12 protein-coding genes are annotated in these 13,327 nt (G+C 45.9%); 3 read left to right on the forward strand and 9 right to left on the reverse strand.

Annotated elements, in window-relative coordinates; all coding sequences use genetic code 11:
- Positions 1–184: hypothetical protein (locus QUA47_RS10615; protein WP_333430712.1), on the forward strand; the 184-nt coding region annotated here is incomplete at its 5' end.
- 259 nt (positions 185–443) lie between these two features.
- Here the strand turns inward: QUA47_RS10615 and QUA47_RS10620 are convergent.
- The 3 genes from QUA47_RS10620 to QUA47_RS10630 form a co-directional block, all read right to left on the reverse strand.
- Positions 444–1,649 (reverse strand): glycosyltransferase, encoded by a 1,206-nt coding sequence (locus tag QUA47_RS10620; protein WP_333430713.1) that lies wholly within the window; start codon positions 1,647–1,649, stop codon positions 444–446.
- A 573-nt stretch (positions 1,650–2,222) separates the two neighbouring features.
- Positions 2,223–3,854, reverse strand: coding sequence for a polysaccharide biosynthesis protein (locus tag QUA47_RS10625; protein WP_333430714.1), 1,632 nt, complete (start codon positions 3,852–3,854; stop codon positions 2,223–2,225).
- A gap of 567 nt (positions 3,855–4,421) precedes the next feature.
- A complete protein-coding gene (locus QUA47_RS10630) occupies positions 4,422–5,705 on the reverse strand; it encodes a PilT/PilU family type 4a pilus ATPase (protein WP_333430715.1) in 1,284 nt (427 codons plus the stop codon).
- 280 nt (positions 5,706–5,985) lie between these two features.
- Here QUA47_RS10630 and QUA47_RS10635 point away from each other — a divergent pair, with 280 nt between their 5' ends.
- Positions 5,986–7,155: a DUF58 domain-containing protein gene (locus tag QUA47_RS10635; protein ID WP_333430716.1), complete on the forward strand. Its 1,170-nt coding sequence runs from the start codon at positions 5,986–5,988 to the stop codon at positions 7,153–7,155.
- Positions 7,156–7,373: 218 nt separating this feature from the next.
- Positions 7,374–7,829, forward strand: coding sequence for a TerB family tellurite resistance protein (locus QUA47_RS10640; RefSeq protein WP_190657273.1), 456 nt, complete (start codon positions 7,374–7,376; stop codon positions 7,827–7,829).
- A gap of 27 nt (positions 7,830–7,856) precedes the next feature.
- Here the strand turns inward: QUA47_RS10640 and QUA47_RS10645 are convergent, their stop codons facing one another.
- The 6 genes from QUA47_RS10645 to minC form a co-directional block, all read right to left on the reverse strand.
- Positions 7,857–8,558, reverse strand: coding sequence for a matrixin family metalloprotease (locus QUA47_RS10645; RefSeq protein WP_333430717.1), 702 nt, complete (start codon positions 8,556–8,558; stop codon positions 7,857–7,859).
- A gap of 54 nt (positions 8,559–8,612) precedes the next feature.
- Positions 8,613–9,215, reverse strand: a complete 603-nt coding sequence (locus tag QUA47_RS10650) for a TerD family protein (RefSeq protein ID WP_333041586.1) — start codon at positions 9,213–9,215, stop codon at positions 8,613–8,615.
- A 12-nt stretch (positions 9,216–9,227) separates the two neighbouring features.
- Positions 9,228–9,803: a TerD family protein gene (locus QUA47_RS10655; protein WP_333083448.1), complete on the reverse strand. Its 576-nt coding sequence runs from the start codon at positions 9,801–9,803 to the stop codon at positions 9,228–9,230.
- Between the two features lie 616 nt (positions 9,804–10,419).
- Positions 10,420–10,791, reverse strand: coding sequence for a cell division topological specificity factor MinE (minE, locus tag QUA47_RS10660; RefSeq protein WP_333187378.1), 372 nt, complete (start codon positions 10,789–10,791; stop codon positions 10,420–10,422).
- A 216-nt stretch (positions 10,792–11,007) separates the two neighbouring features.
- Positions 11,008–11,814 carry a septum site-determining protein MinD gene (gene minD / locus QUA47_RS10665; RefSeq protein ID WP_006635273.1) on the reverse strand — a complete coding sequence of 269 codons (807 nt, stop codon included), beginning with the start codon at positions 11,812–11,814 and terminating at the stop codon, positions 11,008–11,010.
- A 411-nt stretch (positions 11,815–12,225) separates the two neighbouring features.
- Positions 12,226–13,026 carry a septum site-determining protein MinC gene (gene minC, locus QUA47_RS10670; RefSeq protein ID WP_333430718.1) on the reverse strand — a complete coding sequence of 267 codons (801 nt, stop codon included), beginning with the start codon at positions 13,024–13,026 and terminating at the stop codon, positions 12,226–12,228.
- Positions 13,027–13,327: the final 301 nt, after the last annotated feature.

Below are 13,327 nucleotides of genomic sequence, written 5' to 3' on the forward strand. Positions count from 1 at the left end.
CTCATCTTTTTTCACAGTTTTACTAGCTTTTTCATTTTGGCGCTTTTTTCATATATTTGCAAAAGTGAGATGCACCCTGACCGATTCTCACGGAACTCTGGAAAAAAACGCAGAACGGGAACTTGGAGGCGATCGCACCGTAGCCAAAAACTCAGGCTCTCCACTACCCCAACTGTTAAGCTAAACAGACTCGAACACTCAACAGTGGACAAAACTGCCACCACCTAAGAACGGCTATCTAACTATCTAGCTAAACCGCAGCCGCTACGTTGCACGGTTAACTCTTCTCGCTGCTTTTGCTGTCAGTTGCAGCGAACTGTTATTTAGCTACGCTGTGTAATTGTAGCATATCATGTCAATTACCGATTTATTCATCGTAGGGTGCGTCAGAAACGAGATTTTTGAGTTTGATCGAGAATCTGGCTGACGCACCCTACCGAATACTAAACATCGCGTTCTGTCCGTACCCATTTAGTTTGCCGCTTCAGGATAAAACCTAGATACAAAGGGATTTTCCAAAGGATGTAAAAAGGTACGGATAAAAGGGTTGAACCGGAAATGTCGGCCCGCCCGAATTTTGCCCAAGCGCTGACAATTGAAACTAAAATTAGCAGTCCTTGTACAGCTAACAATATCGCAGGAATCGGCGATGTTCCGATGGTTGCTGCTAGTAATGAGGCGGCAAAAGTGGCTAGCCAAATAGCGACTAAAAGCGATAGGGGAGGGACGGATAAGTCGAGGGCGATCGCCAATAAGTCAAAACGTTTTTGCTGGACTGAAGCTGCTGTCAGCCGGGGAGTTTGAGTTAACAAGGTCTGTATGTGACCGTGTTCCCATCTGGTTCTTTGACTTTTAGCTGCTTGCTGCTGCTGTGGCAAACACCCGGTGACGTTTGCTTCGGGGCAGAATACTGTTGGGTGTCCGGCGATCGCAAAATCCAAACTCATCTGCATATCTTCAACAATATTGCTGCTAGCTAAGGAAACCGATCGAATTATCGACCAGGGAAAAGCCATGCCAGTACCCGTTAGTAATGATGGGAATCCTAACTTTTTTAATCCGCTGGGACGAACTAAGTTTTTCACAAGAAATGCTAAAGCAGAAATGGAATCTTTAGGAGTAGGATTTGGTGGCTGTTCCATGAGATAAGTTGCTTGCACCGGTCTTTGTTCGGCAACTGCAACCCGGGCTAATTTTTCTATAGAGTCGGGCTGACAGATGCAGTCTGCGTCAACCATGATGACTACTTCGGGGGGGTCGGATTCGATCGACTGCAAGCCAAAATCCAGTGCGTATCCTTTGCCCTTGCGTTGTGTGTCTTGGCGCTCGATCGCACTTGCACCGCAGTTACGGGCGATTTCTGCCGTGGCGTCCGTGCAGTTGTCAGCAATCACTAACAGGCGGTCTTGAGGTGTTAGCTGCGGCAATATGGTGGAGATGGTGGCGGCAATTCCTGCTGCTTCGTTGTAAGCGGGAATTAAAACTACTACTTTGGGGCGGGGTGCTTTAGTTTCGGCTGTCTCGCCCTGGCCGGACAAGAAAGCTGCACTGCATTCTAGAAATAGAACTGCAACGGGAATTAGAAGGCTCAGGGCGATCGCCAATAGCACAACATCAATCAATAGGAACAGTAGCTGATTAATTTCCACAATTCTAGTACCTTAATTTTATTTTATTGGTTGCGTTCATTGAGTTTATTTAATCTAATTGCACCTTTGTTAACTCACAGCGCCACTCTATCTAAAGTATCATCATCCTATCATGCCTGCAAAAAATCACCGTTATCGCCTTTGTTGTGAGGACTTAAGTCCTCCTAAAACTACTAGGACTAGCGTCCTCACTACCAATTAATTTGATTGCGGTTGTGCGGTCGCAAATAATATCATATCATGTCTATTCTGAAAATGTTAAGTCACTCCCTTTAATTAAACCTCAAACAAGCCCAGACTGAAGAAACCCGGCTTCTAAAAGAAACCAGGTTTCTGAGTGTTCTATTTTTAATCAACTAAACACTTAGTCGATGTTTAACATCAAATCCGGTTGCCTCGGAATAATAAAATCGAGTCAACAGTTAACACTCAATCATTCAGTTTTTCGACCCGCCCGTCAACAGTCAACAGTCAACAATCATTTCGCTCGTGCAACCGGAATTGATATAACTCATTTATCCCCTGTGGGTGGGCACTCAGGAAGCAATCTTCCAACTAAAAACTATTTTTAAGCTACGCTGCATCGCGGACAGCAAAAGGTTCAGATTTTTGGGTGCTCAACTGTGCTGGGGGCGCAAATTCTCTGAGATATCGCGACACCGATCGCAAATATCCCACTTCTGCTTGAATAGAATCCAGCGTACAAAGACTCTCAACTAAGTCATCAAACTCATCTGCAGTAACTCCAGCACTGTGCAAGACTTCTTGGTTAAGCCGCCCGCAGATTCCTTGCAGGAGGAGTTCGATAATCTCGCTATAGTCAGCGATTTCCGTTCCGTAACCTTGCAATTTCTTGGGATTGATTCCCCACTGCAAAATCTTCAACAATTCTTCGGGGGTACTCCACGCAAAAGAGGAAGCAATCACTTCTTTTTCCGCTGCGACAAGAGCGTGCTTGATTTGCACTTCCGGGAAATCTGGATCAATGATTAAGCTTTCCAGCTTCGACACTTGTTTATCTAATACGGGCAAAGAAAAAGGAGCTAATTCTACACTCACCATGTCGCCTGTATCGTTAACACTTCTAAAAGGATCTTCCAAAACATTAATTAAGAGGTGAATATCTGTAGGCTTTTTCCAGTCAAATTGTCCAAGGAAAAAGGGTTCTTCATATCCCGGCAAAAGTCCTTGAAAATAAATCGGCAGATTTTTGCCTGATTCAAGAATTTTATAAAGAGCTACTTCCAAAGTTTCTGTCGGCCACCCGAGATTACTTACGGCAACAAATTTCAGTTTTCCGGGAACGGACACAACCAGAGAATTCAGCAATAAATGTACGGCTTCAAAAAGATTTTGAGCAGTTACGTAGCGGTGGGGAGCGTGAACGTTGACAGTTTTACCTTGCTCTACTTTTTTGGACATTTGCTCGCAGAACAAGCTATTTTCCAACATATGAGTAAAGCGAACCATCCCGTAAGTGACATCTCCTTCTTGAGCTGCTTTGGCAAATTGCCATTCGGCAAACTTCTTCGAGGCGGCGTAAACTTCGGTTGTAAAATATCGAGATGTTTTGCCTGTGGAAGAGAAGATGCAGTGTTCTACGCCGTATTCTTCGCAGAGTTGGATGACGTGTTTACATCCTAACAGGCTGGTTGTAACTGTTTCTCGGATTTTGATTTCAGCGAGTCCGGGTTGGCGCTGGGCTGCTAGGTGAAAAACAATTTCTGGTTTTTCTACCTCAAATATGTGTTTGAGCGCGTCGAGGTTGCGAATGTCGGCGGCATAGAAAGTTACTGCACCTTCTCTGTTAAAAAGCGGGAGATTTTCTTCGGGGTTTTGACATCGGGCATTGTCTGCGGAAATGATTTTAGTTGCGCCTAATTCGAGGAGTTTTTCGATTAAGAAACGACCGACACATCCTTCTCCACCGGTGATGAGGATGGTTTTTCCTTTGATTTGGCTGCTGACTGCGGATGCGTATAGGTGAATAGTGCGATCGCGCACGTCGCTAAAAGGTTCGCTTTCTAATTGTCCGTCGGCTTGATAGGCTGCGATTAGCTGTGCGGTGAGAGTTTTTAAGGTCGCGAGGATTTCAGGATCTTGCGGTTCCGGGGAACCCGGGGGAACTAGCTGCTGGATGCGCTCAATTATTTCCGCTTTGCTGGCACCTTCAAAAACTTCTCTTTGGTTAAATGCACTCTTCACTTTTTTGGCTCCTTTAATTTCTAGAAATACTGTTGCCGATAAGCGACTTGTTAAACAAATTTTCGAGGGACAGAATCTTTAAAAGTCTGCTTGGTTTTAGAAGTTTTTAGACTGAAAGCTACTTAATCGGAAAGAGACGCGAGCTGCTCTGCTTGTAGTTTTATTAAGCGCTTTTTTAACCTGCTTACTTCTGCCATCGGCAAATATCGGCAAAGTCCAAATGTTCTCTGTCCAAAATTTGTCACTACAACTATATACTTAAATTGCTGATTGTTGGCAATACTCGGAACATATCTTTACTATTTCTTTGCAATCACCTGCGAGTTTTCACGCAATTTTAAAGTTTATGTAAACTCGGGTCTACGTTTAAAAAACTTAACAATACACTCGATATTGATTATAGCATTTTACTCTTTAATTAGAATGTATTTTTTGTTACTAAACACAGTTGAGTTTTAAGTAAAAATACGCACACAAGCCTCGATCAAATATTTCCGTCTGCTAAAAATCTTGTTACTTGAGGGGTGGGGTAGTCCTGCTGTGCCTACCCCTGTATGTGTGCTGCTACTAGGCGCGAACAATGCGTTCTTTTTTGCTGCCTTCAAAGCCACGAGCGTCCCCAACATCGTAGCCTCCTGTTCGCAAGCGACGGTCTAAATCGCTGGCTTCGGGAGAAGTTTTGGCCGCTTCTTCGATCGTCACTCTGCCTTCAAGCACCAGTTTGTAAAGACCCTGGTTGATAATCTGCATTCCTTCGTAAGTATCATGTTCCATTAATCGGAAAGCTTCATCATCAGCACCTTTCATCAAGTAATCGTGCATGGCAGGTGTATTCACCAAAATATCGTGAACTGCTACCCGACGGTTGTCAACTGTTGGCAGCAAAAGTTGGGCAATTACCGCTACTAAAGAATCGCAAATTTGAATCCGCATCGCCTGTTGTTCCTCGGGCGGGTAGAGGTTCAACAATCGGTTAATAGCGTTAATGGCACTGCGAGTGTGGAGAGTTCCCAATACTAAGTGACCTGTTTGAGCTGCTTGCAACGCTGTATTGATCGTAACGCGATCGCGCATTTCCCCGATGAGAATTACATCGGGATCTTCACGCAATACGGCCCGCAAAGCCTGCTGAAACTCATGGGTATGCAAGCCGACTTCCCGCTGGCTGACCAAGCATTTTTTAGAGGGATGAATGAATTCGATCGGGTCTTCAATTGTAACTACGTGCTTTTGCTCCATCTGATTGAGGTGGTCGATCATCGCAGCTACGGTTGTCGATTTCCCCGAACCTGTAGGCCCCGTAACTAATATTAATCCCTGGGATCGCAAAATGATACTTTTGAATACTTCTGGCAACCTCAAGGAATCGATAGTAGGTATTTCCAAACTAATCAACCGCAATACCATCGCACCGCCGCTGAGGGAATCAAAACAGTTTAGCCGACACCGCACGAAGCCAGGGTAAAAAATTGCTGAATCTAATTCCTTGGTAGTTGCAAACTGTTTTCGCTGTTCGGGGGTGAGAATTTCGGCTAGGTACTGTTCAAAAATTTCTGGCGTTACTTTGGGGTGGGCGGTTGCTACTTGCATCGCGCCACGAATCCGAAATCGAGGTACTTGGCCGACTCGAATGTGAATGTCGGAAGCCGAGACGCTATGGGCATCTCTGACCATTTGTTCGATCGTACTGACGGGTGTCTCAACAGAAGACCGCTGCTGGGCCGGGGGGGGCCCACTCGGCGCTGGTGCAGGAGGCGGCGCGGGAGTTGCAGCCAAGGGCGGGGGCGGGGGCGGTGTGCGGCGGGCTTGAGCCTCTGGTCGAAGGGGTGTACGATTGTTTAATGGGTTCATTTTTTGTCTCCAGTCAGTCTATTTTAGATTTTAGATTTGAGATTTTAGATTTTCTCCACAGATTAATCTGGGAGCAGGAACTAGAGTCTAAAATTTGGGACTCGACCCTGACGGAGTGTCGGGGGCTTGTATCCATTTTTTGGGTGGGTCTATGTGATTTATTGCGAAAAAATGCCCGATTTCTAATCTTATCGCTCGCAGCTAATTCGGTGTTAAATGCTGAGAATATTTTACAATTAGGCTTGATAGGACGATCGAGTAATTAACAATTTAAACTCCTATGAACATCGGTCACAAAATCGCCGACTGGCTCGAAAATCGTGCTGTTACCCCTGCCTACGCGGGTTGGCTGCTGTCGGGGATGACGGTTTTCTTTTTTGGGTCGGCGACTAATACAATGTCTGGGTGGCTGTACGTGCTCAGCGGTGGGGGTTTGGCGCTGTTGGGAGTAGCGGCGGTTCTGCCTGGAAAATCGCTCCGTTCCTTGGAAGTCCGTCGTCGCCCGATCGAACCGGTGAGTGCGGGCGATCAAATCACCGTCGAACTAGAAATCGAAAATCGCGCCCGCCAACCTAAGACTCTGTTGCAAGTGGTAGACATCTTGCCGTTTGTATTAGGAGAACCCGTCGTCCGCCCGATCGAAGTCATAGAGCCTAACAGTATATACAAGGATACATACTATTTAGAAGTGCGGCAGCGCGGGGTCTATCGGTGGCAAGAGGTAAACTTGAGGACGGCGGCACCTTTAGGGTTGTTTTGGTGCCGACGCAGCCGCCCAGTCAAAGCGGTGGCGGTTGTGTATCCACAAGTTTTGCCGTTGAGCACTTGCCCTTTGATCGATCGCATCGGTCAAGAAGACAGCCCACAATTTTACAATCGCAGTCGATCGCAAACTGCTACCGAAGGCCTCACCCGCAACCTGAGACCTTACCGCCACGGAGACCCCACCCGCCTGATTCACTGGCGCACCAGCGCCCGCTACGGAGAACTGCGGGTGAGAGAGTTAGAAGTTGCAGCCGGCGGTCAAGAAATTATTATTGCTCTCGACAGCGCTGCGGCGTGGCAGCCAGAAGAATTTGAACGAGCCGTGACTGTAGCTGCGTCTCTTTACTTCTATGCTAGCAAGCGCCTGTTAAACGTCAAACTTTGGACGGCCGGGACTGGACTCGTTTCGGGGAACCGGGTAGTTTTGGAAACTTTAGCGGCGGTTAATGCTGGGGAAGATGCGGTTGAGAATCGGCCGAAACTGCCGATAATTTGGCTGACTCAAAACTCTGCAACTTTAAGCACTCTTTCCCTAGGCAGCCGCTGGGTACTCTGGCCGTTGGCAACTGCTGAAACAGGCGAAAAAATGTTAGTCAAACAGGAGTTACCTGGTTTAGAAATTCGCTCCGACCGACCCTTAGAACTTCAGTTACAAGATCCTCTGGAAAGAGCGATTAGTTATTAAGTAAGATAGGCCACGAAAAAACCTGTGAAAGAGCGATTAGTTATGAATATTGACTTGATTAATCTAAAACCTCAAGAACCATGATACACTACAGGAGTGTAATTGATAAAGTTAAGGATCTTACGGGGTCTGGCAATTGCTTGGCAAGTTAAGAGCAGCTTAGATTACTGTGGCTCCGGTCATAAACATCATATCTCATTCACCAAACAGGATAAAAAATGACTTTCTGGGAGAAATTAAAGCAGAACGTATCACAAATCAATGATTCTCTGCAAACCAATATTTCCAAGTTTAAAAATAATGATTTTGCTGATGCCTCAATGGCAATATGTGCATTGATTGCGGCTGCTGATGGCACTATCAATACCGAGGAAAGACAAAAAACGGCGGCTCTAATAATTTCCAATAAAACACTCCAAATTTTTCCGGCGTCGGAGTTGAAGCAAAAATTTGATTTTTATTGTGAGAAGCTATCACAAGACTTCGATTTTGGTAAAATTGAGGCTATCCAAGCGATAGGGAAACTTAATAAAAAACTAGACCAAGGTCGTGCCGTCATCCAAATTGGCATTATTATCGGTGGTGCCGATGGTAATTTTGACAAAGATGAAAAGAAGGTTGTCAAAGAAGCTTGCCATGCTGTGGGCATTAATCCTGGGGAATTCGATCTCTAAATTCAGCTATTTTATGGTTCTAGCCAATCAATTATTCAAGGCTTTATATCTGCGAATAGCATTGTTCATTGAGTTTATTTGCTCTGCATGAAATGAGGGAGGCATTAAACTATGAACAGTATGAACGAGTCCATTGTGCATGACATCGGTCGGAAGTGCAGAATGATCGAGTCCTAGTGTATGCCCTATTTCATGGGCAATGGTATTTGCAATTAAGTTAGATAGTTGATTGAGACTCAGGCTGGCATTGTAGGAAGCATAGAATACTTGGTCAATCCGAATAATCGCCCGATCTGTAACCATTCCCGACTTGAAGCTAGCCACGCCGAGATAGTCAACCGGCTGGCTGTCAGCGAATATACAAACACGAGTAAAGTCTTCCCCCCACTCTTTGGGATCGGGGGAATCAGAGGTCAAAAATACTTTGATGCTTCTAAATGCGCCGTAGAGTTTGGAGAAGGCGTCCATCAGTAGGGAAAAGATCGCTTCTTTATTTTCGGGTGCGACATCCATTCCTGATACATCTACCCAAATACAACGGCGAAAATCGCTATCATTATCAATTAGAACTTTTCCACAGGAAGGGCAAAACTCCCACTGAGGCTGGATACGGGAACGACAGCCGTGACAGCGGAGTTTGGGGGTTTTAGTCAGGTTTAGGCGTTGAGAGAGGGGGAGTTTTAGCTTGCGATTGTGTTTGGTTAAGTCGAGGCGATCGTACAGAGACATTGATTCTGTGTCTGATTCCAAGAAGTAAGGAGCATCTATGTACCGAAGGAGTTGTTAAGCATAGGTTTTCACAAGTTCCTGTAACCCATTAACCTTAACACCGTTACCGATCGCCGCCATTTTCCACTCATCATTATGCTTGTAGATTTCTGCCATGAGCATCCCCGTCATGCCTTTGTATTCAGAACCTGATAGGTTATATTTTGCGAGTTCTTGATTATTAGACGTATTAACCAAACGCACAAACGCATTTTGAACTTGTCCGAAGTCTTGCTTGCGTGCAATGCAATCATAAATGTTAACTGTAAAAACCAGTTTAACAATTTGCGAGGGAATTCGAGATAAATCGACGAGAATTTGCTCGTCATCTCCCTCTCCCGCTCCAGTCAGATTATCACCTAGATGCGTAATAGCTCCTGAACGGTGGGAGAGATTGCCAAAATAAACGATATTGGTCATATCATTCACTTTGTCATTTCGATCTAAACAAATCACTGAGGCATCCAAGTCATAATCTGGAGCACTGCTAAAAGCCCCAAACAAACCTCCACCGGAGCGTTTCGCCACATCCCAGCCTAATCCGCAGATCAGTTTTGTTAGCCCTGGCGCTTCTTTGGAAAGCGAGATGCGCTGTCCTTTTTGTAGGTTAATTCCCATGTGTTTTACCTTTTAGCTATAGCGATCGAGTAATGCTTGTAAACCACCTTGATAGCCGGCTCCCACTGCATTGAGACGCCACTCACCGTCTTTCCGGTAAAGTTCAGCCATGATCAGTGCTGTCTCTATGGAATAATCTTCTACAAGGTCATAGCGAACAGCTTCCTGTTGTGTTTGGGCATTAACGATCCGCACGAAGGCATTTTGCACCTGACCAAAATTTTGACGGCGTTGCTGTGCTTCATGGATGGTTACAGTTACAAGAATTTTTTGGACATCATTAGGCACTTTTTTGAGGTTGATTTTGATAACTTCATCATCCCCCTCGCCGGCCCCCGTGAGATTATCTCCCATGTGCTGCACGGATTTGTCTGGATCTGGACTTGTGAGATTGTTATAAAAAATGAAGTGATTGTCAGAAATTAATTTTTCATTAGCACCTAATAGGAACAATGATGAGTCTAGGTCAAAGTCAGAACCCGTGTCTGTAGCTTTAACGTCCCATCCCAGTCCTATGAATACTTCTGAGAGACCGGGTGAAACTTTCTCAAGCGATACCCGTTGTCCTTTGGTCAGAGATACGGCCATGATTCAATCTTCCTCTTTATTAGAAGTGGTTATGGAGGGAGGCGCGGACTGGAAAACTTTATTAAGTTTTTGCTGGAAATAGTTATAGAATTTTTAATCTTAAATAAAAGAATATTAGCTAACTGTGCCGATGTCAATAGGGATTACAACTCTTAATTATTTTGTGGGTGTGAGTACAAAGCAATCATGCCCTGCCTCCCACAGTTGTGTAATCTCAGCTTGGGTTATTGTGCTTGTGTATTTTGACAAACTCTCGGAACTTGACCGTGTTTTGTGATGCAAGTGACCCTTACCAGGGCGTTTCCACAAGGCCCTCCGCTTGGAAGTCTCCTGTGTTGCAATACCATCGACTTGTGGCGTCGATGGTGTTGCGACGGATTCCCAACACTTGAGCAACTTCGATTTTCTTCATGCCATTTAACTCGATCGCTGGGATGACCTGATGAAGGAGGTATAAATGTACAGTTTGGAGCCAAAAGTCGGCGCGATCGATCGGCAAAACTGGCGACTAATTGTAGTCTATTTTCTAACCGAGGAAAGCGGTTGCTATAGTTTAATTTAAATGGCGATCGGCTCGAATCGAACTCTTTCCCTGACAATAAAATCTCAATCCCTATCACTCTATAGTGTCGGGGAGAATTTCGACTACATACTCCGGTACATATTCGGGTCGATTTTCGGATCGATTCGGGGGCACATTCTGGGACACCTTCTCCGGTGGATGTTCGTGCCTGACTCGCCGGATCGGGAGATTTGCAATTAGTGCTGTGGCCCGCTGGTCGCTCTCCAGCGAGAACTCAGACCCGGTGGTATCGATTTCCACGTAGCGAGATACCACCTCTAGAATTTCTCGGCGCATCGACTCAACCATTTCTGGGCTGAGTTCTGAGCGGTCGTGGGCTAGAACCAGTTTGAGGCGCCGTTTTACCTCGTCGCGGCTGTTGTCAGGGGTGCGCGGGAAAAGTCGTTCGAGAAGTGTATATATCATGGGTCGGGCGGGTTTGTCAAGGGTTAGGCATAGAAAAGGTCATACCATTTTCGATTTTCGATTTTCGATTTTCGATAGGGGAATCACTGATTCCCGTCTGGTTTGGAGCTGGTCTACAGTTTCATTCTTTTTGGGAACTGCTGTCACTGGGGGAAAATTTGGGGTAGTTTTTGTGATGCGGTCGCTGCTGTTAAAGATCGATCGCCAATGAGCACATCACATAATTTTAGTATTTAAGAACTTGCGGAGGCGAGTAAAGAAGTTTTCCCGACGGGGATTGAGATCTAGAAAATCAACTTTTTCGCCTTCTAAGCGGCGGGCAATATTGTCGAAGGCAGTTCCAGCTAAAGAGGCCGTTTCCGACAATACTAATGGTTCGCCTCGGTTGGTGGAAACAATGACGCGCTCGTCGTCGGGAACGACGCCTAACAGCGGAATGGCGAGGATTTCCCGCACGTCTTGTACCGACATCATATCATTTGCCAGCACCATTGCGGGTCTGATCCGGTTGACGATCAGGTTGATTTTCTTGACGTTGTTGGCTTCCAGCAGGCCGATGACTCGATCGGCATCGCGGACAGCAGCGATTTCGGGAGTAGTGACAATTATCCCTTCTTGAGCCGGCGCGATCGCATTTTGAAAACCTTGTTCAATTCCAGCAGGAGAGTCGATCAAAATATAGTCGTATTTGGCTCCCAACATCCCCACAAGCTGCTTCATTTGCTCGGCGCTGATGGCATCTTTCATCCGAGTTTGGGCAGCCGGCAACAGCACCAAGCGCGGCTGCCGCTTGTCTTTCACCAAAGCTTGCTCTAACCGACACTCTCCAGCGAGAACTTCTAATGCCGTGTAAACAATCCGATTTTCTAAGCCCAGCAGCAAGTCTAAATTTCTGAGACCGAAATCGGCATCAATTACGGCAACGTTCCGCCCCCGTTTAGCTAAAGCCATGCCGAGATTGGCTGTGGAGGTAGTTTTTCCTACCCCGCCTTTCCCTGAAGTAACAACAATAATGCGAGCCATAAGCGATTTTTGATTTATTGGGAATTGGTGATTGGGAATTAGTAATTGGTAATTAGGAATTGGTAATGGGTAATTGGTAATGGGTAATTGATATTATTCTTGGTTGATAATTAGCAATTATTCTTTGGTAATTTGGCAGCAATCTGTAATTCACTGAATAACAGCAGATTCCACGTTTATGAAGGACACCCGCTTATCGCTCCCCCGCCGTAGTGGCACGGCGAAAGCCTTTGCCCCTACTTCATAAACTCACAACTCTCCTTGTTTTACTAATTCTCTATGAATTTGCACTTAAATTTTAAATCGTCTTTTAGTGACTGATTTAGCCTAGGCAAAAATTATCAAGTGCAGGCTGAAAGAGAAAGAGTATTACCAATTACTCATTACTAATTCCTAATTACCCATTATCGATTACTCATTACCCCCGACTAACTGCGATTTGTCAAAATCAGAGGCTCTACCGATCCGAATCCCTTGAGGCGTCACATAGGCGACTTCCGGGAAAAACTGAGCGGGTGAGGTTTCTGGGCCTCTGGCAACATACTTAGCAATCCTAATCACCATCGGTTCCATCTGCAAGGTCATAATCACGCTTTTGGTATTGCCACCGGCACCGGCGTGCACGACTCCCCGCAAACGGCCCCAAACTAGGATATCGCCTCCGGCGATGACTGATCCGCCTGGATTTACGTCTCCCAAAAGTACGACGGTACCCGGATGGCGAATTTCTACGCCCGATCGCACTGTCATCTGCAAATATAAAGGTTCCGCCAGCGATTGAGGTTTTTCAGCGGCGGCTTTATTCAGGGAAGAAACCGGAGGCTGCTGTTCTACACAATAGCCTGCCGTAGCAGCAGCAACGGCAGTTTGGCGGCGACTGGTGTGGACTCGTTTGAGTTGCAGTTCCACTTCGGAGAGGGCATCAGCGATTTCTTGCAGTTGGCGGATATCTAAAAGTCGATCGCTCCCCATCAATTGTACTTCTGCGTTTGGCTGCCAAAAGCGTTCTCCTGCATTCAGCCTGACTTTTAGCTGCTGCCAAAGTTCAGTCCAAGTCGAGGCGGAGGCTGTTGCGGGTTCGCTATTGGTTTCGGGGGGGAGTAGCAACAGTAGCTGTCCATCTTCGGTTTTGAGTCGGACTTGCAGCTCCAAGCTGACTTCGGGTGTTGATTGAGGGGCGGCAGCAGCGGCTGCGGAGGCATCGGGTGTCATGGGACAGTTTGATATCGGGTAGGGACAGGTTAACATCAATATTAGCCTGACTCGTCTTTTGCCTCAGCATTTGGGAGGAAAAGTCTTGTTTTTTTATTTTTAACGACAGCTAGGGCAATTCTCTTTCGTTTGTGAACAAGATTTTGTTTTAATGAACCGCAGAGGGCGCAGAGGGTGCAGAGAAAGAGAATTAAGAGTTCAGAAGAGAGAATGAGAGAAGTTCACAAATTTGGTATCGATTGTGAACGATATTTTGTTTTAATGAACCGCAGAGGGCGCTATTGACACAGAGAAAGAAAAT

This window comes from Microcoleus sp. MON2_D5, assembly GCF_036701905.1.
Taxonomy (GTDB): domain Bacteria; phylum Cyanobacteriota; class Cyanobacteriia; order Cyanobacteriales; family Microcoleaceae; genus Microcoleus.

Coding starts and splice junctions, on each gene's coding strand:
- minD (WP_006635273.1), bottom strand. CDS start 11,814: ATGGCTCGCATTATTGTTGTTACTTCAGGGAAAGGCGGGGTAGGAAAA.
- QUA47_RS10645 (WP_333430717.1), bottom strand. CDS start 8,558: ATGTCTCTGTACGATCGCCTCGACTTAACCAAACACAATCGCAAGCTA.
- QUA47_RS10640 (WP_190657273.1), top strand. CDS start 7,374: ATGACTTTCTGGGAGAAATTAAAGCAGAACGTATCACAAATCAATGAT.
- QUA47_RS10655 (WP_333083448.1), bottom strand. CDS start 9,803: ATGGCCGTATCTCTGACCAAAGGACAACGGGTATCGCTTGAGAAAGTT.
- minE (WP_333187378.1), bottom strand. CDS start 10,791: ATGATATATACACTTCTCGAACGACTTTTCCCGCGCACCCCTGACAAC.
- QUA47_RS10630 (WP_333430715.1), bottom strand. CDS start 5,705: ATGAACCCATTAAACAATCGTACACCCCTTCGACCAGAGGCTCAAGCC.
- minC (WP_333430718.1), bottom strand. CDS start 13,026: ATGACACCCGATGCCTCCGCAGCCGCTGCTGCCGCCCCTCAATCAACA.
- QUA47_RS10635 (WP_333430716.1), top strand. CDS start 5,986: ATGAACATCGGTCACAAAATCGCCGACTGGCTCGAAAATCGTGCTGTT.
- QUA47_RS10650 (WP_333041586.1), bottom strand. CDS start 9,215: ATGGGAATTAACCTACAAAAAGGACAGCGCATCTCGCTTTCCAAAGAA.